The 23,293-nt window shown below is 72.2% G+C and carries 19 protein-coding genes and 1 pseudogene; 14 read left to right on the top strand and 6 right to left on the bottom strand.

Translation table 11 applies throughout. From position 1 onward, the window contains the following. The first annotated feature begins 78 nt into the window (after positions 1-78). The 3 genes from ACFYXU_RS27465 (at position 79) to ACFYXU_RS27455 (ending at position 2,001) form a co-directional block, all read left to right on the top strand. Positions 79-765: a response regulator gene (locus ACFYXU_RS27465; protein ID WP_329857202.1), complete on the top strand. Its 687-nt coding sequence runs from the start codon at positions 79-81 to the stop codon at positions 763-765. Between the two features lie 69 nt (positions 766-834). Continuing rightward, entirely contained in the window at positions 835-1,233 is a 399-nt protein-coding gene (locus ACFYXU_RS27460) for an OB-fold nucleic acid binding domain-containing protein (protein WP_329857201.1), read from the top strand. Between the two features lie 3 nt (positions 1,234-1,236). Continuing rightward, positions 1,237-2,001, top strand: coding sequence for a DUF3159 domain-containing protein (locus ACFYXU_RS27455; protein ID WP_361404200.1), 765 nt, complete (start codon positions 1,237-1,239; stop codon positions 1,999-2,001). 138 nt (positions 2,002-2,139) lie between these two features. Here the strand turns inward: ACFYXU_RS27455 and ACFYXU_RS27450 are convergent, their stop codons facing one another. Both ACFYXU_RS27450 and ACFYXU_RS27445 read right to left on the bottom strand, forming a co-directional pair. Beyond that, positions 2,140-2,814, bottom strand: coding sequence for a potassium channel family protein (locus ACFYXU_RS27450; RefSeq protein WP_376511089.1), 675 nt, complete (start codon positions 2,812-2,814; stop codon positions 2,140-2,142). Continuing rightward, positions 2,814-3,482 carry a TrkA family potassium uptake protein gene (locus ACFYXU_RS27445; protein WP_030687099.1) on the bottom strand — a complete coding sequence of 223 codons (669 nt, stop codon included), beginning with the start codon at positions 3,480-3,482 and terminating at the stop codon, positions 2,814-2,816. The genes ACFYXU_RS27450 and ACFYXU_RS27445 overlap by 1 nt, the downstream gene beginning before the upstream one ends. Before the next feature lie 234 nt (positions 3,483-3,716). On the opposite strand from ACFYXU_RS27445, the gene ACFYXU_RS27440 reads away from it, so the two are divergent. Together ACFYXU_RS27440 and ACFYXU_RS27435 are read left to right on the top strand one after the other, a co-directional pair. Beyond that, on the top strand, positions 3,717-5,768 hold the full coding sequence (locus ACFYXU_RS27440; protein WP_361404204.1) for an APC family permease: 2,052 nt from the start codon (positions 3,717-3,719) through the stop codon (positions 5,766-5,768). An 86-nt stretch (positions 5,769-5,854) separates the two neighbouring features. Beyond that, a complete protein-coding gene (locus ACFYXU_RS27435; RefSeq protein WP_376511091.1) occupies positions 5,855-7,183 on the top strand; it encodes a class I SAM-dependent RNA methyltransferase in 1,329 nt (442 codons plus the stop codon). Between the two features lie 63 nt (positions 7,184-7,246). On the opposite strand, the pseudogene ACFYXU_RS27430 reads toward ACFYXU_RS27435, so the two are convergent. Beyond that, positions 7,247-7,582, bottom strand: a pseudogene (locus ACFYXU_RS27430) (hypothetical protein); the annotation flags it as partial. 356 nt (positions 7,583-7,938) lie between these two features. Between ACFYXU_RS27430 and ACFYXU_RS27425 the strand changes: the two are divergent. The 4 genes from ACFYXU_RS27425 (at position 7,939) to ACFYXU_RS27410 (ending at position 11,778) form a co-directional block, all read left to right on the top strand. Next, positions 7,939-8,475 carry a flavoprotein gene (locus ACFYXU_RS27425; protein ID WP_389460424.1) on the top strand — a complete coding sequence of 179 codons (537 nt, stop codon included), beginning with the start codon at positions 7,939-7,941 and terminating at the stop codon, positions 8,473-8,475. Positions 8,476-8,650: 175 nt separating this feature from the next. Beyond that, positions 8,651-9,559 (top strand): hypothetical protein, encoded by a 909-nt coding sequence (locus ACFYXU_RS27420; protein WP_389460422.1) that lies wholly within the window; start codon positions 8,651-8,653, stop codon positions 9,557-9,559. Positions 9,560-10,534: 975 nt separating this feature from the next. Continuing rightward, on the top strand, positions 10,535-10,804 hold the full coding sequence (locus tag ACFYXU_RS27415) for a GlsB/YeaQ/YmgE family stress response membrane protein (RefSeq protein ID WP_376511101.1): 270 nt from the start codon (positions 10,535-10,537) through the stop codon (positions 10,802-10,804). Positions 10,805-11,136: 332 nt separating this feature from the next. Continuing rightward, positions 11,137-11,778, top strand: a complete 642-nt coding sequence (locus ACFYXU_RS27410) for a GPR1/FUN34/YaaH family transporter (RefSeq protein ID WP_329857373.1) — start codon at positions 11,137-11,139, stop codon at positions 11,776-11,778. Between the two features lie 354 nt (positions 11,779-12,132). Here ACFYXU_RS27410 and ACFYXU_RS27405 read toward each other — a convergent pair whose 3' ends face one another. Then, positions 12,133-12,660: a DoxX family protein gene (locus ACFYXU_RS27405; RefSeq protein ID WP_389460420.1), complete on the bottom strand. Its 528-nt coding sequence runs from the start codon at positions 12,658-12,660 to the stop codon at positions 12,133-12,135. 216 nt (positions 12,661-12,876) lie between these two features. Between ACFYXU_RS27405 and ACFYXU_RS27400 the strand changes: the two genes are divergently transcribed. After that, entirely contained in the window at positions 12,877-13,602 is a 726-nt protein-coding gene (locus ACFYXU_RS27400; RefSeq protein ID WP_389460418.1) for an alpha/beta fold hydrolase, read from the top strand. Here ACFYXU_RS27400 and ACFYXU_RS27395 read toward each other — a convergent pair. Together ACFYXU_RS27395 and ACFYXU_RS27390 are read right to left on the bottom strand one after the other, a co-directional pair. After that, on the bottom strand, positions 13,595-14,350 hold the full coding sequence (locus ACFYXU_RS27395; RefSeq protein WP_389460416.1) for a thioesterase II family protein: 756 nt from the start codon (positions 14,348-14,350) through the stop codon (positions 13,595-13,597). The two genes, ACFYXU_RS27400 and ACFYXU_RS27395, sit on opposite strands and share 8 nt — an antisense overlap. Positions 14,351-14,608: 258 nt before the next feature. Further along, the gene (locus ACFYXU_RS27390; RefSeq protein WP_389408475.1) at positions 14,609-15,949 is read right to left on the bottom strand and encodes a hydrolytic protein; all 1,341 of its coding nucleotides are present in this window, start codon (positions 15,947-15,949) and stop codon (positions 14,609-14,611) included. Between the two features lie 205 nt (positions 15,950-16,154). Between ACFYXU_RS27390 and ACFYXU_RS27385 the strand changes: the two genes are divergently transcribed. From ACFYXU_RS27385 to ACFYXU_RS27370, 4 genes are all read left to right on the top strand, one after another. After that, positions 16,155-16,877: a response regulator transcription factor gene (locus ACFYXU_RS27385; protein ID WP_389460413.1), complete on the top strand. Its 723-nt coding sequence runs from the start codon at positions 16,155-16,157 to the stop codon at positions 16,875-16,877. Between the two features lie 347 nt (positions 16,878-17,224). Then, entirely contained in the window at positions 17,225-20,425 is a 3,201-nt protein-coding gene (locus tag ACFYXU_RS27380) for a hypothetical protein (protein ID WP_389460563.1), read from the top strand. After that, a complete protein-coding gene (locus ACFYXU_RS27375) occupies positions 20,422-21,135 on the top strand; it encodes a DUF4255 domain-containing protein (RefSeq protein WP_361404239.1) in 714 nt (237 codons plus the stop codon). Before ACFYXU_RS27380 ends, ACFYXU_RS27375 begins: the two co-directional genes overlap by 4 nt. Next, a complete protein-coding gene (locus tag ACFYXU_RS27370) occupies positions 21,132-23,237 on the top strand; it encodes an AAA family ATPase (protein WP_389460411.1) in 2,106 nt (701 codons plus the stop codon). The genes ACFYXU_RS27375 and ACFYXU_RS27370 overlap by 4 nt, the downstream gene beginning before the upstream one ends. The last annotated feature ends 56 nt before the right edge of the window (positions 23,238-23,293 follow it).

Below are 23,293 nucleotides of genomic sequence, written 5' to 3'. Positions count from 1 at the left end.
GTTTCCGTATCCGCACCCGTATCCGTTACGCGTACGGGCATCCTTACCCCGACACAACGAAGAAGGTAGGCCCCCTCCATGACCCGGGTCCTCGTGGTCGACGACGAGCCGCAGATCGTCCGCGCCCTGGTGATCAACCTGAAGGCGCGGAAGTACGAGGTCGACGCCGCGCCCGACGGCGCCACCGCGCTCCGGCTCGCCGCCGACCGCCACCCCGACGTCGTCGTCCTCGACCTCGGACTGCCCGACATGGACGGCGTCGAGGTCATCAAGGGCCTGCGCGGCTGGACGCGGGTGCCGATCCTGGTGCTGTCCGCCCGGCAGACCTCCGACGAGAAGGTCGAGGCGCTCGACGCGGGCGCCGACGACTACGTCACCAAGCCCTTCGGCATGGACGAGCTGCTCGCCCGGCTGCGCGCGGCCGTGCGCCGGGCCGAGCCGGTCGGCGGCGCCGAGGACGGCGTCGTCGTGGTCGAGACCGAGGACTTCACCGTCGACCTCGCGGCGAAGAAGGTGCACCGCGACGGGCGGGACGTCCGGCTCACCCCCACCGAGTGGCACCTCCTGGAGGTCCTCGTCCGCAACAGCGGCCGGCTCGTCAGCCAGAAGCAGCTCCTCCAGGAGGTCTGGGGCCCCTCCTACGGCACCGAGACCAACTACCTCCGGGTCTACATGGCGCAGCTCCGCCGCAAGCTGGAGACAGACCCCTCCCACCCGCGCCACTTCGTCACCGAACCGGGCATGGGCTACCGCTTCGAACACTGAGACGGGAGCCGTGCGGACGGGGGCTCCGGGGCCGCCTCCGGTGACACCGGTGGCCGGTACGCTTTGTGTATGAGTGCAGCACCGCGTACAGAGAAGCCGGCCGGAAGGTTCCGCCGGATGCTCGACCGGCTCTCCACCTCCCCCGAGGAGCTGGAGTCGGAGGAGCTCCAGGAGGACGCCGAGGCCACGGGGTGCACGCGCATCTGCGACTGCTCCGACCGCCAGATAGTCAAGGTGACTGGTACCTTGCGCACGGTCACTCTGCGTCCCCGGGCCGGTGTGCCCGCGCTGGAGGCCGAACTGTTCGACGGCACGGCACCGCTCGACGTCGTCTGGCTCGGCCGGCGCTCCATCGTGGGCATCGAGCCGGGCCGCAAGCTGATCGCCTCCGGCCGCATCTCCATGAGCCACGGCCGGCGGGTCCTCTTCAACCCCAAATACGAGCTCCGACCGCTCGGACAGGAGTAGCCGGTGACGTCCCTCGACAAGCCGACCGCGGACGGGTCGACCACGGACCGGTCGACCCCCGACCAGGACGCCCAGGCGGACAAGGCGGTGACCGAGGCCGCGCTCTTCGAGGCCTTCGGCGGCGTGCGGGGCATGATCGAGACGGTCGTGCCCGGCCTGCTGTTCGTCACGATCTTCACGATCAACAAGAACCTCCAGGTGTCGGCGATCGCCGCGCTCGCGGTCTCGCTCGTCCTGGTGGCCGTCCGGCTGGTCCGGCGGGACACCGTCAAGCACGCCTTCAGCGGCGTCTTCGGCGTCGCCTTCGGCGTCGTCTTCGCGATGATGACGGGCAACGCCAAGGACTTCTACCTGCCGGGCATGCTCTACACCCTGGGCCTCGCCCTGGCGTACATCATCACCGCGCTCGCCGGAGTGCCCCTGATCGGCCTGATCCTGGGGCCGGTCTTCAAGGAGAACCTCTCCTGGCGCACCCGCAACCCGGGCCGCAAGAAGGCCTACACCAAGGCCAGCTGGGCCTGGGGCCTGATCCTGCTCGGCAAGTGCGCCATCCTCTTCCCGATGTACTGGTGGGCCGACACCACCAAGTTCGGCTGGGTGCTCGTCGCCCTGAAGATCCCGCCGTTCCTGCTCTCGGTCTACCTCACCTGGGTGTTCCTCGCGAAGGCCCCGCCGCCGATCGACGTCTTCGCCGAGATGGAGGCCGAGGAGCGCGCCGAGAAGGAGCGCAAGGCGGCCGAGGCGGGGCGGCACCGCCGGGAGGCGTAGGAGAGCGGGGGCGGCACCCTCTGTAGGTGCGCCACTGTGGCCCGGTACCGCCCGGAGGCCTGAGAAGCGGTACGGGGAAGGGCCCGGACCTGACGACCAGGTCCGGGCCCTTCCCCGTACGCACCTCGGAGCCCAGGACTACTCGGTGGGCTCCCGGCGGACCTGCAGAAGGTCCTCCAGCTGCTCCTCGCGGGCCTGCGCGGCCACGAACAGCAGCTCGTCGCCGGCCTCCAGGGTCTCCTCGGGGCTCGGCGTCAGCACCCGCGAACCGCGGATGATCGTCACCAGCGAGGTGTCCTGCGGCCAGGCGACCTCGCCCACCTGCGTACCGGCCACCGCCGACTCCGGCGGAAGCGTCAGCTCCACCAGGTTCGCGTCGCCGTGGCTGAAGCGCAGCAGCCGGACCAGGTCGCCGACGCTCACCGCCTCCTCGACCAGGGCCGACATCAGACGCGGCGTCGAGACGGCCACGTCCACGCCCCAGGCCTCGTTGAACAGCCACTCGTTCTTCGGGTTGTTCACCCGGGCGACCACGCGCGGCACGCCGTACTCGGTCTTCGCGAGCAGCGAGACGACCAGGTTGACCTTGTCGTCACCGGTCGCCGCGATCACCACGTTGCAGCGCTGCAACGCCGCCTCGTCCAGCGAGGTGATCTCGCAGGCGTCGGCGAGCAGCCACTCCGCCTGCGGCACCCGCTCCACCGAGATCGCGGTCGGCGCCTTGTCGACCAGCAGGACCTCGTGCCCGTTCTCCAGGAGCTCGCCCGCGATGGACCGGCCCACCGCACCCGCGCCCGCAATAGCGACACGCATCAGTGACCGCCCTCCTCGGGACCCTCGGCGAAGGCCGCCTCGACCTTCGCGATCTCGTCCGTACGCATCATCACGTGCACCAGGTCGCCTTCCTGGAGCACCGTCTGCGAGGTCGGCAGAATCGCTTCGCCCAGTCGGGTGAGGAAGGCGACGCGGACGCCGGTCTCCTCCTGGAGCAGGCTCACCTTGTGGCCGATCCACGCGGGAGAGGTGTGCACCTCGGCGAGCTGCACACCGCCGCTCGGGTCACGCCACAGCGGCTCGGCGCCCGAGGGGAGCAGCCGGCGGAGCATCTGGTCGGCGGTCCAGCGGACCGTCGCGACCGTGGGGATCCCGAGGCGCTGGTAGACCTCGGCGCGCCGCGGGTCGTAGATCCGCGCCGCCACGTTCTCGATGCCGAACATCTCGCGCGCGACCCGCGCCGCGATGATGTTGGAGTTGTCGCCGCTGCTCACCGCGGCGAAGGCACCGGCCTCCTCGATCCCGGCCTCGCGCAGCGTGTCCTGGTCGAAGCCCACGCCCGTGACCCGGCGCCCGCCGAAGCCCGATCCCAGGCGGCGGAAAGCCGTCGGGTCCTGGTCCACGACCGCGACGGTGTGCCCCTGCTGTTCGAGGGTCTGCGCGAGAGCGGCTCCCACTCGCCCGCAGCCCATGATGACGATGTGCACGTCCCCTTACCCCGCACTCCTGATCGCCCTGCTGACCTGCGAAAACACCCTGCTCACAACTTTCCTCGCCCGATCGGCCCGGGCCGTGGCGGACGACGCCCCGACGGGTCGCCCGGTCCGAGCTTAAGCGGCAACGCTGGCGGGGACCGCATCCGAGGTGGTACTGAGGGAGATTCGGTGCGGATCGGGGGTGCCGGTGCGCGTGGCTCTTTTCGAACGCTTACGATCCTCTCCGTGTCCAAACTGACCGACGTGCCCAAACGGATCCTGATCGGGCGGGCCCTGCGCAGCGACAAGCTGGGAGAGACCCTTCTCTCGAAGCGGATCGCCCTCCCCGTCTTCGCCTCCGACCCGCTGTCCTCGGTGGCGTACGCCCCTGGCGAGGTGCTGCTCGTTCTCTCCGTCGCCGGCCTGTCGGCCTACCACTTCAGCCCGTGGATCGCGCTCGCGGTCGTCGTCCTGATGTTCACGGTGGTCGCCTCGTACCGGCAGAACGTGCACGCGTACCCGAGCGGCGGCGGTGACTACGAGGTCGCCACCACCAACCTCGGGCCGAAGGCCGGACTGACCGTCGCGAGCGCCCTGCTCGTCGACTACGTCCTGACCGTCGCCGTGTCGATCTCCTCGGGCATCGAGAACCTCGGTTCCGCCGTCCCCTTCGTCGTCGAGCACAAGGTGGCCTCGGCCGTCGCCGTCATCGTGCTGCTCACGGTGATGAACCTGCGCGGGGTCAAGGAGTCGGGCACGCTCTTCGCGATCCCGACGTACGTCTTCGTCGCGGGCGTCTTCCTCATGATCCTCTGGGGCGCCTACCGCGGGATCGTCCTGGACGAGACCATGCGGGCACCCACCGCCGACTTCGAGATCAAGGCCGAGCACCAGGGCCTGGCCGGCTTCGCGCTGGTCTTCCTGCTGCTGCGCGCCTTCTCCTCCGGCTGTGCCGCCCTCACCGGCGTCGAGGCCATCTCCAACGGTGTCCCCGCCTTCCGCAAGCCGAAGTCGAAGAACGCCGCCACCACGCTGGCCCTCATGGGCGGCCTGGCCGTCACCATGTTCTGCGGCATCATCTTCCTGGCCATGTCCACCGACGTGCGGATGGCCGAGAAGCCCGCCACGGACCTGCTGCACAACGGCGTCCCGGTCGGCGAGGGCTACGTCCAGGACCCGGTCATCTCGCAGGTCGCGGCCGCCGTCTTCGGCGACGGAACGTTCTTCTTCATCGTCCTCGCCGCCGCCACCGCGCTCGTCCTCTTCCTGGCCGCGAACACCGCGTACAACGGCTTCCCGCTCCTCGGCTCGATCCTCGCCCAGGACCGTTACCTGCCGCGCCAGCTGCACACCCGCGGCGACCGCCTCGCGTTCTCCAACGGCATCGTGCTGCTCGCGGGCGCCGCGGCCCTCCTCGTGGTGATCTACGGGGCCGACTCCACCCGGCTCATCCAGCTGTACATCGTCGGCGTCTTCGTCTCCTTCACCCTGAGCCAGATCGGCATGGTCCGGCACTGGAACCGGCACCTGACGACGGAGCGGGACCCCGCCAAGCGTCGCCACATGATCCGCTCCCGCGCGATCAACACCTTCGGCGCCTTCTTCACCGGCCTCGTCCTGGTCGTCGTCCTCGCCACCAAGTTCACCCACGGCGCCTGGGTCGCGCTGCTCGGCATGGTGATCTTCTACGGCACGATGACCGCGATCCGCCGGCACTACGACTCCGTCGCCGCGGAGATCGCCGCCGCCGAGGAGCGCCCCGACGAGTACGTGCGCCCCTCCCGGGTCCGCTCCATCGTCCTCGTCTCCAAGCTGCACAAGCCCACCCTCCGGGCCCTCGCGTACGCCAAACTCATGCACGCGAACGAGCTGGAGGCGCTGACCGTCAACGTCGACCCGGTCGAGACGAAGGCACTCAAGGAGGAGTGGGAGCGGCGCGGCATCAACGTACCGCTCAAGATCCTCGACTCGCCCTACCGCGAGATCACCCGGCCGGTGATCGAGCATGTGAAGAGCCTCCGCCGCGAGAGCCCGCGCGACGCCGTCTCCGTCTACATCCCGGAGTACGTCGTCGGCCACTGGTACGAGCACCTGCTGCACAACCAGAGCGCCCTGCGGCTCAAGGGCCGGCTCCTCTTCACCCCCGGCGTCATGGTCACCTCGGTCCCGTACCAGCTCCAGTCCTCCGAGGCCGCCAAGAAGCGGGCCAGGAAGCGCCAGGAGTGGAACGCGCCGGGCTCGGTCCGCCGCGGTCCGGTGGAGAAGCGCCAGAAGGAACCCACCGCGAAGAACAACTGAGAAACAACAACTAGACTGGTGGGCTGCCGTACGGACCGACGTCCGCGGGCGGCCCACCTTTCTTCTTCCTCCTGGAGTCCCCGGTCATGCAGAACACCCCTGTTACGTCGCTGGTCGGGGCGGAGTACGAGGTCGAGGTCGGCCCGGTCGCCCACGGCGGCCACTGCATCGCCCGTACGGACGCCGGCCGGGTCCTCTTCGTCCGGCACGCGCTGCCCGGCGAGCGGGTCGTCGCCCGCGTCACCGAGGGCGAGGAGACCTCCCGCTTCCTGCGCGCGGACGCGGTCACGATCCTCGACCCGTCCAAGGACCGCGTCGAGGCCCCCTGCCCCTTCGCCGGCCCCGGCCGGTGCGGCGGCTGCGACTGGCAGCACGCCAAGCCGGGCGCCCAGCGCCGACTGAAGGGCGAGGTCCTCGCCGAACAGCTCCAGCGGCTGGCCGGGCTCACCCCGGAGGAGGCCGGCTGGGACGGCACCGTCATGCCCGCCGAGGGCGACAAGCTGCCCGCGGGCGAGGTCCCGAAGTGGCGCACCCGCGTCCAGTACGCCGTCGACGCCGAGGGCCACGCGGGCCTGCGCAAGCACCGCTCCCACGAGGTCGAGGTCGTCGACCACTGCATGATCGCGGCGGAGGGCGTCTCGGAGCTGGGCATCGAGAAGCGCGACTGGGAGGGCATGGCCGCCGTCGAGGCCATCGCCGCCTCGGGCTCGCACGACCGCCAGGTCATCCTCACCCCCCGCCCGGGCGCCCGGCTGCCCCTGGTCGAGCTGGACAAGCCCGTCTCGGTCATGCGCGTCGAGGAGAAGGACGGCGGCGTCCACCGCGTCCACGGCCGCGCCTTCGTCCGCGAGCGGGCCGACGAGCGCACCTACCGCGTCGGCAGCGGCGGCTTCTGGCAGGTCCACCCGAAGGCCGCGCAGACCCTGATGCTGGCGGTCATGCAGGGCCTCACCCCGCGCAAGGGCGAGACGGCCCTGGACCTCTACTGCGGCGTCGGCCTCTTCGCGGGAGCCCTCGCCGACCGGGTCGGCGACCAGGGCGCGGTCCTCGGCATCGAGTCGGGCAAGCGCGCGGTGGAGGACGCCCGCCACAACCTGGCCGGCTTCCCGCGCGTCCGCATCGAGCAGGGCAAGGTGGAGGCGGTCCTCCCGCGCACCGGGATCACCGAGGTCGACCTCATCGTCCTGGACCCGCCCCGCGCCGGCGCGGGCAAGCAGACGGTCCACCACCTGGCGGGCCTGGGCGCCCGCCGCATCGCCTACGTGGCCTGCGACCCGGCAGCCCTGGCCCGAGACCTGGCGTACTTCGCGGAGCGCGGCTACAAGGTGCGCACGCTGAGGGCGTTCGACCTTTTCCCGATGACGCATCATGTGGAGTGCGTGGCGATCCTGGAGCCGGTGAAGAAGGACGCCTGACGCCTGACCTGGGGTTTTGCGGGTGTGCGGGATGTGCCTCACAGAGCTCCGGCAACTGGAGATCTAGAGAGCGCCGCCGAACGCCCGCTCCACCTCGTCGAGTCGCTCCGTCCACCAGTGGAGGAGAGCCTCGTCGGCGATGAACAGGTCGTCGCAGGAGTGGTCACCCCGGTCGTAGTGGAACTCGAGCTGCCAGAAGTCGGTCATCCGCTTCCACCACAGACGGCGTGCGGCGTCGAGAAGGGCGTCCGGCTCCAACGGGACCACTGACCGGTAGCCGCTCACGAAGGCCGCCACTCGCTTCAGGTCGAAGACGCCCTCCACCCCGAACTGCACCTGCGCCGTACGGACGACCTCCTCGGCGTACGGGCGGATGCCCAGCCGGTCCCAGTCCAGGACGTGTCAGCTCGCTTTCGGCCCGGGGGAGGTTCCCTCAGCCAGATGATGCTTGTCGACGACGTCCCCGAGGCCGAACTCCTTGATCAGCTCCGCAAGATCATCGGAGGGTATGCGGTGCCTTCTCGCCGCATGCGCGTTAGTCACCTCGGCGACGATACGTGAGCTGGGCATGGGGGTGCACAAGGATCACCAGGCGGCACCGGACACCCCTGGTCTGGCGGACGCTTGTACTCAGACGCCGTGCCCGTCGTGCAGGTGGTAGGTGGCTTCTCCGGCCCTGTCCCGTCCGCGGATGCCGACGGCTAGGGTCTGGATCGTGTGACCGCAGGGGAGCGCGTCGACGAGGGGGCAAAGCCATGAACGATCGGTCGGAGAAGCCGTTCCTGTACGTCGTCGTCTGCGCCGCCGGCATCGCGGGCGAGGCACACCGGCTGATCACCGCCGCGCAGGAGCAGGGCTGGGGCGTCGGTGTCGTAGCCACACCCCAGGGTCTCGGCTTCCTCGACACCGAGGCGATCGAGGCCCAGACCGGCTACCCGATCCGCTCGGCCTGGCGCAGCCCCGGCGACCCGCGCCCCCTCCCGCCCGCCGACGCCATCGCCGTCGCGCCCGCCACGTTCAACACGATCAACAAGTGGGCCGCCGGCACTGCCGACACCCTGGCGCTGGGCATCCTGTGCGAGGCGTACGGGATGGGCATCCCGACGGTCGTCCTGCCGTACGTGAACGCAGCTATGGCCACGCACCCGGCGTACAACAGGAGCCTGGACCAGCTGCGGGAGATGGGTGTGCTGGTCGGGTCGTACCAGCCGCACCGGCCGAAGGCCGGCGGGGGAGCGGACCCCTTCCGGTGGGAGGAGGCATTGGAGCTGTTGGAAGGCACGATCGATTGAACGCGATCCGGCCCAGGGAGGGCTTGGCGGGTCGGCAGGCAGAGCGGTGCCATCAATCTGGACGTGGCACGGGACGCCGGATCCTTTGGAGCCTTACCGACGCACCCTGGCGGGCGTTTCAGCTTCCCCAGGAGTGCGGCGGACTCGCCGGGGCCATCTACGACGGGACGTATCCGTGACATACAACCTCCTTACCGTCGGCGCCGTCAGCCCCGAGAGCATGGGCGTCGCACTTGCCGGAAGCCTGGGTATCGCGGTCGGTGATGTGGACGTGGCCGATCCCGACGGCGACCCCGACCTCCGGAACTGGGATGCGCCCGTCTCGTGCGAACACCGCGCGGTCCACGGTGACATCGCGTGGTCGCTGAACATCTACGTCCAGGGCGAAGCGGCTGATCAGCCGCTCGAGTCCGAGCTCGCCGCGGCGTTTGCGAAGGCGGCCACGACGACCGTCCTGTACCCCGCAGCCGAAGCAATCCCGAGTGCCTATGGGGCAGTGACGCCGGACGGCCTTCTCACGCGTGCCCGGCTCGAACTCTCCGACGACGAGCCTCCTCTCTACGAGGTCACCGCCGTCGAGGCGCCGGTGCCGCAGCTGCCCCGGGCGATCGTGACGAGGTTCGCCGAGATCGTGCGGGAACAAAAGCCGGACACTCCTGTGGCCGAGGCCTTTGCGGCATCGGTGGAACAGGTGCGGGAAGCAGCCTCGGGCCTGGCGCGGCTTGCCTGGGACGACGACACGGGCAGTCCCGTCTGGTCCGCCAAGGACAACCTGATCGTATGGGAGCGAGTCATCCGGCAGCTGGAATCCGGGTGGGCACCATCGGGGTGGTATCCGGCCGACCTCTATCGAGAACGGTTGGAAGCCCGCGACGAGCTCGCCGGCATCGGTGCCCGGCTGCCTCGTGAGGTCACCGAGCTGCTCGACGAAGCTCTGGAGGAACTGGACAGCCGGTTTGCTGTGGCAACAGCTGAAGACCCGTCGGGAAGCCTGCGCAGGGAGCTGACCGGGGCGACCGAACAGACCTCCGTCGGATGGTGGTGGCAGCGCCGCCCGGATCCCACGCCGTGGGGGCAGGCCTGACCTCGTGCAGGTCGATCTGACCTTGCCTTCACGGCAACGGTGCAGGCCCGGTGCGCGACGGGAAACGCGCTCCGGGCGTGCCGCCGCAGACCGGGAGCGGTCAGCGAATCCTTACGGTGGCGCAGGTGAACGTCCTGTCCCGCTGCTGGCGCCAGTCGGTCCTGCCTCAACGCGCGTGACGCACGTTTGACGTGCGGCCGGTCCGGCTTTTGACGGGTCGTCATGGGTGAGGGGTGACCGCCGAGTGGAGCCTTCAGCTGAGTGACCGTAGGCACCTTGAGGTGGCTGGGGTGCTGGCTGCCGAGCTGTTGGCTGCCACTGCCCCATCCTCTTCTCGGTAGTGACGTTCCGTGATGCCAGTTGGGGTGTCCGCTGCGTGTTGTGTCAGGGGGGCATATGGCTCCAGTGCCCGAGAAAGGGCCTGAGATCCTCGGCTCGTGGTTCGGGGATGTCGGGCAGCCGGGGCATGTGTTCAGCGTGTCGAGGCGCTCCACACGGGCTGCTGCCCAGTCGAGCCACGCTTTGGCTTCGTTCCCGGCCTGGGGGCATGGCCCTGACCCTGGCGCGTGTGGCGCTCACGTAATCCGTCAGTCGGATGGCGTGGCGCCGTGCCGCTTCCTGCGCCTCGAGGTGCCTGGCCGGGCCCGCATCACCGCCGGCACAACTGCCCGCCCCCTCCAGCGGCTCCTCTGACGCAGCCGGCGGCACCTGTGCTTGGCCCAGGAAGAGGGCACTCGCCGTGCCCGCCGCCCCGGTCCGTCCAGTCGCGCGGGGCGGGAATCCTCACCGGCTCGAGACCGAGGTCCTGCTGACTGCCCACGTGATCGGGGCGTCGCAGGAGTCCCGGCGCGGTCGGCGCCTCTGCCCCGGTGTACGCGTGCGGTCCGATCACGAACGGCAGAAAGGTTTGAAGGCGACCCGAGTGCGTATACGGCGTGTTGACGCGGACTTTATACCAGCAGCTAGGAGACGTTCATGGGCATCATCGCGTGGATTCTGATCGGCCTCATCGCCGGTTTCATCGCCAAGGCCATCATGCCGGGCAAGGACCCCGGTGGTGTCATCATCACGATCCTGATCGGCATCGCCGGCGGCCTGCTGGGCGGCTTCCTCGGCAAGGTCATCTTCGGCGTCAACTCCATCGACGGCTTCTTCGACGTCTCCACCTGGATCGCGGCCATCGTCGGCTCCGTCATCCTCCTTGCGATCTACCGCGTCGTCACCGGCAACCGACGACACGCCTGACGGCTCCCCCCCCACCCCAGACGAAACGGCTCCTCCCTCTTCCCGGGGTGGAGCCGTTCGCCGTGTCCCGGCCTTCTCCTCCCCGAGCATGAAGGGGACCGGATCCCCCCTGGGCAGCACTCCGGACGTGCCTGGTGAGGTAACGGTGATCGTTCGCGCCCGCAGGCCCTCGTCTCCGAGCGCAGCCTGCCCGGCCGTTCGTCCGTATCCTGTCTGCCCCCAGGCGCGAGACCGGGAGCGCAACCGCCGCAGAGCCGTACGCTTCGGTTGTGCCCGATGCTTCCCGTACTTCCAGTCCCCCCGATCCGCCGGCAGCCGACGCGGTCACCCGAATCGTTCTGCGCCCCGTCGCCAGTCCTCTTCCTCTGGGCTTCTTCGCCCTGGGGATGGGCAGTGCGGTGCTGTCCACGCTCCAGCTCGGCTGGGTCCCCCTGGCGCAGAGCGAGGTGCTGCTGCTCCTGATACTGATCTTCGTCGTGCCGCTTCAGTTCATCGCCGGGATCTTCGCCTTCCTCGCCCGCGACGCCGGGGCGGGCACCGCTCTGCTGCTCCTCGGCGCCTCCTGGGCCGGCACCAGCGTGACGTCCCTCGATTCCCCGCCCGGGCAGCCGGTCGCTGCCCAGGCGGTCTTCCTCCTGGCGCTCGTGCCCTTCGTCCTCGCTCTTGCCGGGGCCGCCGTCAAGTCCAAGCCCCTGTTCGCCGTACTGCTCACCCTCACCGCCGTACGGTTCTGCCTGACGGGTCTGTACGAGGCGGGTGCGGGCGAGGTCTGGCAGTCGGCCGCCGGATGGGCCGGCCTGGGCATCGGAACATTCGCCCTCTACGGCGGGCTCGCCCTGCTCGTGGAGGACGGAGAACAACGCACCGTCCTGCCGCTCTTCCGGCGCGGCGCCGCCCGCAGGTCCATCGAAGGAGACCTGCGGGAGCAGTTCACCGCCGCGCAGCAGGAGGCGGGAGTACGCCACCAACTGTGATCCCTTCCGGATGGGGGCGGAGGAACGAGTCGGCCGTGGCTCTGTGCGTGATGCGGCCGGCGCACCCCACTCCGGGGGCCCGCCGGGGGCGTGGGCGGCAAGGCGGGGCGGCGGGGTGCCGGGAAGAGGATTTCGCGAAGCGAAGGGTGGGTGTGACCGGGATCCGCCGTTGGCACCGGCCTCCAGGCCGCAGAGCCGAGAGGGCGGCCGAGACCCACGCGAAGCCGGCGGTGGCCGACCGTCGCACGCTCCTGACCACGAGCGCGACCTTCACCCTCTCGGGAGTCGACCGCAAGGGGGCGCCCCGGGCGGACGGCTCGCACGGGGCGCCTCGTGGTGCGGATGCGTCGGTCCTCAGCGGGATACGCCGAGCGGGCGCAGCGCCGCCCCCGCCTTGCGGCCCGCGGCCTCGACCGGGCGGCGGACGGCGTCGACCGGATGCCGGTGATCGAGGGCGTGACGGGAACGGTAGGCGAGCGAGGGCTTGCCGTGCGTATCGGCGGCGGCGATGAGCAGGCCGCCCAGGGCCGAGAGGTCCGCCAGGAAGAGGGCACGCCGGCGCGCCCGCTCTTCGGGATCCTCCACGGTCCAGAAGGCGTGCTCGGAGAGGGAGACCGGGACGAGCGTCGCGGCGAGCGTGGCCGCCGCGAGCCGCGGGGCCCGGCCCGCCGCGAGCAGCAAGGCCGCACCGGCTTGAACGGCGCCGCCGGCCCGGATCAGCGTCACCGGGTCCGCCGCGAGCGCCGGGATCCGTTTCCCGAGGGCGTGGACGACGGGTTGGGCGAGTCGCGCGGCGGCCTCCGGACGGCGCGCGGTGTGCAGTCCGCCGACGACGAGAGGGGCAGCGAGCAGGGGACGGGCGAGCTTTCGAAGAACAGCCATGCTCAGCGGCTGCCCAGCCTGCGAGTTTCCATCCGACCCTTCTCCGCACACCTGCCCCGGGCCGGGTGACCCACGCCGGACGCCGGGGCCGTATCGACGGTGAGCCGTGGCGTACCCCGGGTGAGCGCCCTCGGCGACGCATACTGGCAGAAATCGCTCGGGAGCCCGCCGCGCAGAGCCGGTCTCCTCATGAGCCCTCTGTCGCGAGGTGCGTGTATGGCCACCTTCCTTCTGGTCCATGGAGCCATGCACGGCGGATGGTGCTGGCGGAAGGTGCGCGACGTCCTGACGGCGCGTGGGCACCGGGTCTTCACCCCGAGTCTCACCGGGCAGGGGGAGCGCAGCAGTCAACTGTCGCCGTCGGTCGGGGTGTCCACCCATGTGGACGACCTGGCGGATCTGCTCTGGTACGAGGACCTCCAGGACGTCCACCTGGTCCTGCACAGCTACTCCGGGATCCTGGCGGGTCCGGTCGCGGAGCGTGCGCGAGGGCGTCTGAGCAGCGTGGTGTGGCTCGGCGGGTTCGTGGTGGGTCCGGGGCAGTGCCTCCTGGACGTGGAACCCCCCGAGGTCGCCCGCCGCTACCGCGAGCGGGTGACCGAGGCCGGCGACGGCTGGTACCTGCCGGCCGATCCCGCCTTCCTGTCGCAGTGGGGCGTTCACGACGAAGAACTCCGCGCCTGGGCGGGCCCCCGGCTCACGGCCTTCCCGTTCCGCTGCCAGACCGACCCCGTGCGGTTCGACCCCGCGCCTCTCGCCGCCCTTCCGAGGTTCTACGTACGGCACACCAGCCCTTCGTTGCCGAGTCTGGACCTCTCCGCCGCGACGGCGCTCGCCCAGGGATGCGCGGTGCGGACGCTCGCCACCGGCCACGACATGATGCTGGAGGCCCCGGACGCCACGGCCCGCCTCCTGCTGGACACCGCGCGCCAGGTCACGTAGTTCCGGTCAGGTGCCCCGCCAGCTCGCGCGTCAGCGTCTCGTGTTGCTGGACCAGGTAGAAGTGGCCGCCCGGCATGACCCGGGACCGGAAGCCGTGGGGGGCGACGTCCGCCCAGGCGTCCATGTCCCGTACCGCGACGTTCGGGTCCGTGTCGCCGATCCAGGTGTGGACCGGGCAGCCGACCGGGGTGGCGGGCCGGGGGCCGTACGTGCCCACGATGGTGAAGTCCGCCCGGACCGGGGGCAGCACGAGCTGGCGGATGTCCGGGTCGTCCAGCAGCGCCGTGTCGGTTCCGCCGAGCTTGCGCAGTTCGGCGACCAGCTCGTCGTCCCCCCTCCGGTGCAGGTCGCGCGGGGTCACCCGGTGCGGGGCCTTGCGGCTGGAGACGTGGAGGGCGGCGGGCGTGACGCGGTGCCGCTCCTCCAGGCGCAGCGTCACCTCGTACGCCAGGGACGCCCCCATGCTGTGGCCGAAGAGCGTCAGGGGTACGTCCGCGAACGGCAGCAGCGCCGCCGTGACCCGGTCGGCGAGCACGTCCATCCGCTCGACGCACGGCTCGTTGAACCGCTCCTGCCGTCCGGGGTACTGCGCCACCAGGACCTCCGTGGCGCCGTCGAAGGCGCTGCCCCAGGCGTGGAAGAAGCTCGCGCTGCCGCCCGCGTGCGGCAGGACCACCAGCCGGCGCCGGGGCGCGGGCGTCGTCGAGTGCCTGCGGAACCAGGTCGTGCCATCCGTGCCGGTCGTCATGCGTGCGTACACCTCGTCCTCGGGTTCGTGGAGTCCCAGTGTCCCCGTAGGGCCCGGTGGCCGGACGCGGTGGGGTCCGGGACCCGGTGCGCCCGGGAGCGGCGGCCGGACAGGCGTCGGCCCCCACGAACATCAGGGTTCGTGGGGGCCGATGCGCGTTTCTAGTCCTGGGCTGGCGATTTCAGGCCGAAAGACATGCCGGACTTTACAGCTGCGATCGAAGCCGATCGATAATGCCCTGGACGGGTAACGTCGGAATCACTCGGTGCTCTTGAGCGCACCGCTCACGTTGACGACCTCGTGGCACTCCCGCGCCTGCTGTCCCGTCGCGGGCGTACCGGGCTTCGTGCAGGTCACGTCGATGGTCACGGTGTCCTTCGCGCCGATCCTGATGGGAGTCACCCAGTGATAGTCCTGGTTGCGGAACGTCTCCAGCGCGATCGTCGTGATCTTACGGTCGCCGAAGGTGATCGTCATCACCCCCTCGTCGCCCTGGAAGTTCGCGACAACGATGTCCGTGATCCCGAACACGGTCTTCTCGGGGACCGTGTACGTCCCGGTCTTGGACTGTCCGGCGCCCGACTTCAGGTCGATGGTGGCCGAGCTCTGCCGGCCCCCGCCGGTCGCGGTGCCGTCGTCCGTGCCGGTCGAACCGTCGCCCCCGCCGCCCGGTCCACCGCCCGTTCCCGGCTTCTGGCTGCTGCCGCCGGACGGCCGGCCCGGGCCGGGGGACGATCCGTCCGAGCCGCTCTCCGAGGGGATCGGGCGGGGCTGCACCGCCTGGGTGGCCGCCTCCTCGGCGGCGCTGCGCACCGCCGGCCGGACCAGCGTGAACCAGGCGATCAGCAGCGCGATCAGCGCCGCGAGCAGCAGGAGCAGCCACTTGGGGAAGATCGGTATCTGGACGAACTCCGCGTCCAGCGTCGGCCCCGCGTGGGGCTCCTCCGCAAGGTCCTCGGTCCGCGCCGGCTCGCCGGTCTCGCGGGAGTCCACGGTGAACGGCCAGACCACGGGGTCGCCGAACCACACCGGGCCCGCGGTGCGGACCCGAAGCCGGAGCTCCTTCGACTCGCCCGGCTCCAGGGCCGGTTCCGCCGGCGTGAAGGCGAACCGGAGCTCCTCGCCCGCCTGTCCGGGGGTGAAGCCCACCCGTACCGGGGTGTTGCCCTGGTTGCGGACGGCCAGCAGATAGCGGCCCCGGAGCCAGCCGCGGCGGCGGCGCGGCGACAGCTCGGTCCGCAGCTCGTGGAACGCGCCGACGCGTACCACGGTCTCGAGGACCTTGACGGACTCGGGCTGCTCGGTCGGGAGGATCCGTACGCCGAGGGGCAGCTCGCCGGCGCGTATCTCGGGCGAGCGCGGCGGGGCCAGACGGAGCGTCACCGTCTCGGACGTGCCGGGATAGAGGGAGAGCCGCTCGGGCTCCACGGTGGTCCATTCGGCACCGTCACCGACGACCTTCAGGTCGTACGCCTCGACGATGTCACTGTCGTTGCGGACGGTCAGGGTGGTGGTGGCGATGTCACCCGGCGTCACGGACACGGCCGGGATGTCGAGGCCGGGCGCACCGGGACCGGAGGAGGCTGCGGAAGGCGTCACCCGCCCCACCGTAGGAGACCTGACAGATCCGTACGAGGCACGCGAGGGCAATGTCCGGGCAGCGCGGCTGCCCGGCAAGCACAAGTCAACTCTCCGGTAACAATGGATTTCTAGTCTGGAGAGCCGTCTTCGGCACACGGCCGTCCCATGGTCGGCTCGTGTCGTGTCCGCCTTCCCCCCACCGACTGAGGAAAACAGGTATCCGATGCTCCGCACCGAGGAGAAGAGGCCGGTCGCGACCGGCAGTACGGCAGATGACGCCGCCCGGGGTCACCCGGACCCCCACGCCTCCGGCTTCGGCCGCCCGCCCCGCGTCACCGTGGCGGTCTACGCCGCCGACCCCGTGCTGCGGGTCGGTGTCGTCCAGCAGCTGCGCCAGCGCCCCGAGACCGAACTCGTCGACGGCGCGGACGTGGAGAACGCCCAGGTCTCCCTGGTCGTCGTCGACGCCCTCGACGACGACGTGACCGCCCTGCTGACCCGGCTACGCCGCAACGGCGCCACCCGCGCGGGACTCGTGATCGGCACCCTCGGCGTCGGCGCCCTCCAGCGCGTCGTCGAGTGCGGCGTGTCGGCGGTGCTGCGCCGCTCCGAGGCCGACCAGGACCAGCTCGTCCAACTGGTCCTGGCGGTGGCCAACGGCGAGGGCGTACTCCCGGGCGACCTGCTCGGCGAATTACTGGGACACGTCGGCAGCATGCGCCGCGCGGCCCTCGACCCCGGCGCCCTGCCCCTCTCGACCCTCACCAGCCGGGAGGCGGAGATGCTGCGCCTGGTCTCGGAGGGCCTGGACACCGCGGCGATCGCCCGCAAGACCTCGTACTCCGAGCGGACCGTGAAGAACGTCCTGCACGAGATCACCACCCGACTCCAACTGCGCAACCGCGCCCACGCCGTGGGCTACGCGCTCCGCAACGGCCTGATATGACCGCCCCGTCCGGCGCCCGGCCCGGGCCGTCTCTTCCGGATCCTGCCTGACCCGCGTCGCCCGGCACCGCACCTCGCCGCGTCGTCGAGGCACCCGGGTACGTCCAGTACGCGGGTACCTCTCCGCCTTGCGACGCACGGCACCGGACGACGCGGGCTCGACCGGCAAGATCCGAAAGAGCCGGCCCGACGGCCGGCGCGACGGCCCGGGGGAAGGCGGCGCTGCCCCAAAGTGCATCCCGCCCTTCCCCCGGCTGCGGCCCCCGGGCCCTCCCGCCGCGCGCGCCGCCGGCGCACGATGACGGGGGGCACCTCCCGGTGCCGCACCGGACGGAGAAGGGCACCGTGATGAAGACCGCTGGCCCCGGTGGACGGCACCGCCGGGGGAGACCCGCCTCGGCGCTCCTGCTGCTCGTCCCCCTGCTGGGCGCGACGGGCCTGGCCGGGCCGGACGACACCCGGACCGTGGCGGCCGCGGCGGACGCCGCGGAGCCCACCCGCATCGCCTACGCGGGCACCGGCCACCGCAGCCTCGGCGAGCCGGCCTCCACCACCTCCAGCACCCCGCTGTTCGGTACGGGACCGACCCACTACGACACCGACCCGTCCGCCCTCGGTGACCAGCTCGTCTTCGCGAGCCGCCGGGACGAGAAGCACCCGCAGATCTATCTGCGGCGCGCCGACGGCGGGGTCCTGCGGCTCACCAGCGGCCTGGACGCGGCCCATCCCCGGCTCACCCCGGACGGGCGGTCGGTGCTCTTCGACGCCGCCGACCCGGCCGCCGGCTCCCAGCGCGACCTGTGGCTGGTACGCACCGACGGCACCGGTCTGACCCGGCTGACGGACACGCCCGCCAGCGAGGAGGACCCGGCGGTCTCTCCCGACGGCGCCCGGATCGCGTACTCCAGCGACGCCGACCCCCTGGCCGGGCGGCAGATCTACGTCCGCGACCTCGCGGGCGGCCTCCCCACCCGCCTCACCGACCCGGCCCGCGGCACCGCCTCCGAGCCCGCCTGGAACCCCGTCGACGACGACGTGAACCGCGCGTGGATCGCGTACACGTCGACCACGACCGAGGACGGGCGGACCAGGCAGCGGCTGCGGATCACCGACGGCACCACCGACGAGACGCTGTTCACCGGCGCGTACGCGAACTGGCAGGGCCACGGGGCGGCCTGGCTGCCCGACGGGGACACCATCGTCTTCCTCAGCCCCGAGACCACCTGCACGTGCAGGACCCCCTACGACCACGTCTTCCGGTCCCTCGTGCACTCCGGCCAGGAACCCGCCCTGTTGCTCGACGAGGACCGCGACGTCCTGTCGCCCACCTGGATCGGCCCCGCCCAGGGCGGCCACCCGGTCGTGGAGCGCAGCTCGGCGGCGACCGCGCACACGGCGACCCTCCAGGACATCCGCGCGGACGGCTCCGACCCGCGCGACCTGGAGCGGAAGATCCTGCGCGAGGACCCCCAGGCCGACACCAACACCGACCCCGCCAAGGACCCGCTCTTCCAGCCCGCGGCGCCGTTCGACCCGTGGACCGAGCGGCAGAACTACACCCCCGACGGGCGCCGCATCGTCCTCACCCGCTTCGAGGGCCCCGACGAGGCCAGGATCGAGCGGATCTGGACGGCCGACGCCGACGGCACGAACGAGGCGCCGATGCCCCTCGACGGGCGGGGCGCGCGGGACTGGGACACCGACCCGACGTTCTCCCCGGACGGCACGCGCCTGGCCTTCACCCGCACCTCGCCCGGCGGGGTCGGCGAGGCCGCCGGAGAGAGCCGCATCCTCCTCGCCGAGGTCGCCACCGGCCGGATCACCGGCGAGATCGTGCCGCCGGCCGGTGAGCTCCGCGGCCGGGACGCCCAGCCGACCTGGTCCTCCGACGGCACCACCCTGGCCTTCACCCGCGTCGCGCAGATCGACGGGGGCGGCGGCAACAAGCACGTGTGGACCGCGTCCGTGGCCGACCCGACCCAGCAGCGCGACCTGAGCGCGACGCACTGCCCGCGCGACTGCGACGTCATCGACGACAGCCCCGCCTTCTCGCCCGACGGACGCTCCCTCGCCTTCAACCGCAAGAACGGCGGCGGGCGGATCGACGAGCGCAACGGCCTCCTCCTGACCACCCTGTCCGGCGACTCCTGCCAGGTCCTGCTGCCCACCGCCGCCCGCGGCCAGGACGGCGCCTGCGACCGGGAACTGCCGGACACCACGCTCAGCGGACCGCACCAGCCGCGCGACGCCGCCTGGACCGCCGACGGCAAGAGCCTGGTCTTCAGCTCGCGGGCCACGGCCGCGGTCAACAGCCCGGAGAAGCTGAACGTCCTGGACGTCGGCTCCGGCGACGTCACCCCGCTCACCGCCGAACTCGCCGGACGCCAGAAGGAACCCACCGTCCAGCAGTCCGTGGACCTCGCCGTGGAGGCACCCGGCACGACGCCGGACGTCACCGTCGGCGGATCCGGCACGGTCACCGTCCAGGTGATCAACCACGGCCCCGCCGCCTCTCCCGGGACCCGGCTCACCGTCGTCCCGCCGGCCGGGGTGCGGGTCACCGGGATCGAGTGGCCCGGCGGCACCTGCGACGCCGCCTCCCTCCAGTGCGACCTGGGCGTCGTCGAGCCCGGCGCCCAGGTCCCCGTGGACGTCACGCTCACCGGCGTCACCGCCGGCGACGCGCCCGTCGACTGGTCGGTCACCGGCGCGGTCCTCGACCCGCAGCCCGGCGACAACGAGGGCCGGAGCGTGATCCCCGTACGCGAGGCACCCCCGACGCCGACCCCCACACCCACCCCGACCCCCACGCCCACCCCGACGCCGACCCCCACGCCGACCCCGACCCGGACCCCGACGCCCACCCCGACTCCGACCGTGCCCCCGCAGCCCCCCGCGCCGAAGGCCGGACCCGGGGTGCGGATCACCGTCCAGCCCGAACCGGGCTACGTCGGCGGACGCGTCGTCGTCACGTACAGCGTCCGCAACGGCCGCAACGCGCTGGCCACCGGACTCCGGCTCAGGATCGGACTGCCCTCAGGGGTGCCCCACGGCGGACTCCCGCCGGGCTGCGACCCGAACGGCGCGTGCGCGCTGCCCGACCTCACCCCGGGCACGACCGCCGTCCTGCGGGTCGTCCTCAGCCCGAAGAAGGCGATGACCGGCCGCGTCACCGCCGTCCTCACCACCACCGGCACGGACGCCGACCGGAGCGACAACACCGCCCGGAAGCGGCTGCGCGTCCTCCAGCCGCGCATCGTCGCCGTGCCCGCGATCGGCAAGCCCGGATTCGTCACCTCCGTGCGCGGCGTGGACTTCCCGCCCGGCGTCCCGGTCAGCTTCCGCTGGAACCCGGGCATCACCGCCGCCGCCTCGCCGACCTTCCCGAAGGCCGACGGCACGTTCATCGGACAGCTGCTCATCCTCGCCAAGGACCAGACCGGGCCGCGCGTCATCACGGCCTCGGGCCCCGGATTCTCCCCGGTGAAGACCGACTTCCTGGTCGTCAGCGGCACCATCCAGCCGCCGGACGGGGTGACCCGCCGGTGATCCACGAGGTCGACGAGGGCCTCAGGCGGCTGCTCAACGGCAGCGGCCTGGAGGCCTCGGGCATCGACGTCACCTTCGACGCCCCCACCCGCGACTGGTCGGCGCGCCGCAGCGCCCCCACCGTCTGCGTGTTCCTGTACGACATCCGCGAGGACGCCCTGCGGCGCGGCTCCGGGACGGGCGAGGTGTACGACGAGGACGGCCACCTCGTGGCGCGCCGCTCACCGCCGCGCTGGTTCCAGCTCACCTACCTGGTGACCGCGTGGGCCAACCGCCCGCAGGACGAGCACCGGCTGCTGTCCCAGGTGCTCGCCACCCTTGTCGCACAGGACGCGCTCCCCGCGCCGCTGCTCACCGGCTCGCTCGCCGAACTCGGCCTGACCGTCGCCCTGGAGGCCGCCGGACCGGTCATGGACGCGCCGGCCGCGGCCGACGTGTGGTCGGCGCTCGGCGGGGAGATGAAGGCGTCCCTCGGGCTACGGGTGTGGGCCCCGCTCGCCGGGGTGGCCAAGGCCGCCGCACCCCCCGTCACCGAAGGACTCGTCGTCCGCTCGGCCGCCGCCCGCGACGGCGCCGCCGAGGAGGGGGACCAGGGCCGCAGGCTGCGCTACACCGAGGCCACCGACCCCGGCCGCGACGGCTTCACCGGCCCCCGCGCCCGCCCGCCCGCCCCGGCCCGGCGGCGACGCAGGGGGGACCGGCAGCCGTGACGTACACCGTCGAACCCCTGACCGTCGGGGGGCCCGGCACGGAGCGGCCCGGCCCCCCGGACGCCCTGTGGACCCGGCTCGCCGCCGTCGAGACGCGCGTACGGGAGGCCGTGGCCGCCCGCCGCGCCGTCGACCCCGACCCCGACGACCCCTACCGGGGCCAGTACCTCGCCCCGGACGCCGCCGCGCGGATCCTGGACGAGCCGGGCGGCCTCGGCCTGCCGAGCGCGGAGCCCTGGCGGCCGCCCGCCGGGTCCCTCCTCGACGTCCTCGCGGAGCGCTTCGGCCTGACCCCGCTCGACCTGGACCTGCTCCTCGTCGCCACCGCCCCGGACCTCGACGCCCGGTTCGAGCGGCTCTACGGCTATCTCAACGACGACCTGACGCGCCGTCGGCCCACCGTCGGTCTCGCCCTGGAGCTGTGCGGACTCGGCGGCGCCTCGCCCGCCCGGTTCCGGCTCGCCCCCGGCGCGCCGCTGATCGACCACGGCCTCCTGGAGGTCACCGAACCGGAACGGCCGCCGCTGTCCCGCGTCCTGGCCGTGCCCGACCGGGTCACCGCCCACCTCCTCGGCGACGGCCGGCCCGACCCCCGCCTCACCCGGGTGCTCGACGAGGTCCGCGCCGATCCGACCGCCGAGGCGCCGGAGGTCCGCCGCGCCGCCTCCGCCGCCACCACCGGCGTCGGACTCGTCCATCTGCGCGGCCGGGGCGGCGACGCCGAGGGACTGGCCGCCGCCGCGCTCGCCGAGGCCGGGCTCGGCACGCTCGTCCTGGACGCGACGGCGCTCGCCCGGCGCCCCGCCGACGTGCCCGCGCTCGCCCGGGTGCTCGCCCGCGAGGCCCGGCTGACCGGCTCCGGCGTCGTCCTCGGACCGCTGACCGCGCTGCCCGGCGAACCCGCCGAACGGGAGCGGGTCCTCGCGTCGCTGTGCGCCGCGCTGCGCGGCCTCCCGCTCCTCACCCACGGCACGATCGGCTGGGACCCCGCCTGGTCGGCCGACACTCCGGTCGTCCTGGACATCGGGCCGCCCTCCCCGGAACGGCTGGCCGCCCGCTGGCGCCACGCCCTCGACCGGGCCGCCGGCGACGGGGGCGCGGCGCCCGGCGACGTCGGGGCGCTCGCCCGTGCCGTCGCCGCGCACCGCCTGGACTCCGGGCAACTGCGCCGGGCCGCCGACGCGGCCGTGCGGACCGCCACCCTGGACGGCCGCCCGGTGGGCCCCGACGACCTGCGGACCGCCGTGCGGGCCCAGAACGGCGCGGGACTCGACCGGCTCGCCCGCCGGGTGGAGCCGGCCGTCGGCTGGGACGACCTGGTGCTGCCGCCGACCACCCACCGCCGGCTGCGGGAACTCGCGCTGCGCGCCCGCCACCGCGAGCAGGTGCTCGGGCAGTGGGGGATGCGGCCCGGCGGCGGCCGGGGGCGCGGGGTCGTCGCCCTGTTCGCCGGCGGGTCCGGCACCGGCAAGACCATGTCCGCCGAGGTCGTCGCCGCCGACCTCGGCATGGACCTCTACGTGGTGGACCTGTCCACGGTCGTCGACAAGTACATCGGGGAGACCGAGAAGAACCTGGAGCGGATCTTCACCGGCGCCTCGGCGGTCAACGCCGTCCTGCTCTTCGACGAGGCCGACGCCATCTTCGGCAAGCGCTCCGAGGTCAAGGACGCGCACGACCGGCACGCCAACATCGAGTCGGCGTACCTGCTCCAGCGCATGGAGTCCTTCGACGGGATCGCGGTGCTGACCACCAACCTGCGGGCCAACCTCGACGAGGCGTTCACCCGGCGCCTCGACGTCGTGGCGGACTTCCCGGTGCCGGACGCGGAGCACCGCCTGGCGCTGTGGGAGCGGTGCCTGGGCACCCGGCTGCCCCGGAGCGAGGACCTGGACCTCGCCTTCTGCGCGGACCGCTTCGAACTGGCCGGCGGCTCGATCCGCGCCTGCGCGGTCACCGCGGCCTACCTCGCCGCCGAGTCCGAGGGGCCGCTCACCATGGGACAGGTGGTCACCGCGGTGGCCCAGGAGTACCGCAAGCTCGGACGGCTCGTCCTGGAGGGCGAGTTCGGACCGTACCTGGCGGAGGCCTTGGGAGCCTGAGGGAGCGATCCGACCTGAGGGAGGTATCCGACGCGAGGGGGCCCGGTCCGCGGACC

Origin of the sequence: Streptomyces sp. NPDC002232 (assembly GCF_042890295.1) — a bacterium.
Taxonomy (GTDB): domain Bacteria; phylum Actinomycetota; class Actinomycetes; order Streptomycetales; family Streptomycetaceae; genus Streptomyces.
Note: the sequence above shows the minus strand (reverse complement) of the source record. Positions and strands in the feature narration are given on the sequence as shown.

Coding starts and splice junctions, on each gene's coding strand:
- ACFYXU_RS27460 (WP_329857201.1), top strand. CDS start 835: ATGAGTGCAGCACCGCGTACAGAGAAGCCGGCCGGAAGGTTCCGCCGG.
- ACFYXU_RS27405 (WP_389460420.1), bottom strand. CDS start 12,660: ATGGCTGTTCTTCGAAAGCTCGCCCGTCCCCTGCTCGCTGCCCCTCTC.
- ACFYXU_RS27400 (WP_389460418.1), top strand. CDS start 12,877: ATGGCCACCTTCCTTCTGGTCCATGGAGCCATGCACGGCGGATGGTGC.
- ACFYXU_RS27450 (WP_376511089.1), bottom strand. CDS start 2,814: ATGCGTGTCGCTATTGCGGGCGCGGGTGCGGTGGGCCGGTCCATCGCG.
- ACFYXU_RS27465 (WP_329857202.1), top strand. CDS start 79: ATGACCCGGGTCCTCGTGGTCGACGACGAGCCGCAGATCGTCCGCGCC.
- ACFYXU_RS27425 (WP_389460424.1), top strand. CDS start 7,939: ATGAACGATCGGTCGGAGAAGCCGTTCCTGTACGTCGTCGTCTGCGCC.
- ACFYXU_RS27415 (WP_376511101.1), top strand. CDS start 10,535: ATGGGCATCATCGCGTGGATTCTGATCGGCCTCATCGCCGGTTTCATC.
- ACFYXU_RS27395 (WP_389460416.1), bottom strand. CDS start 14,350: ATGACGACCGGCACGGATGGCACGACCTGGTTCCGCAGGCACTCGACG.
- ACFYXU_RS27380 (WP_389460563.1), top strand. CDS start 17,225: ATGAAGACCGCTGGCCCCGGTGGACGGCACCGCCGGGGGAGACCCGCC.
- ACFYXU_RS27385 (WP_389460413.1), top strand. CDS start 16,155: ATGCTCCGCACCGAGGAGAAGAGGCCGGTCGCGACCGGCAGTACGGCA.
- ACFYXU_RS27435 (WP_376511091.1), top strand. CDS start 5,855: ATGCAGAACACCCCTGTTACGTCGCTGGTCGGGGCGGAGTACGAGGTC.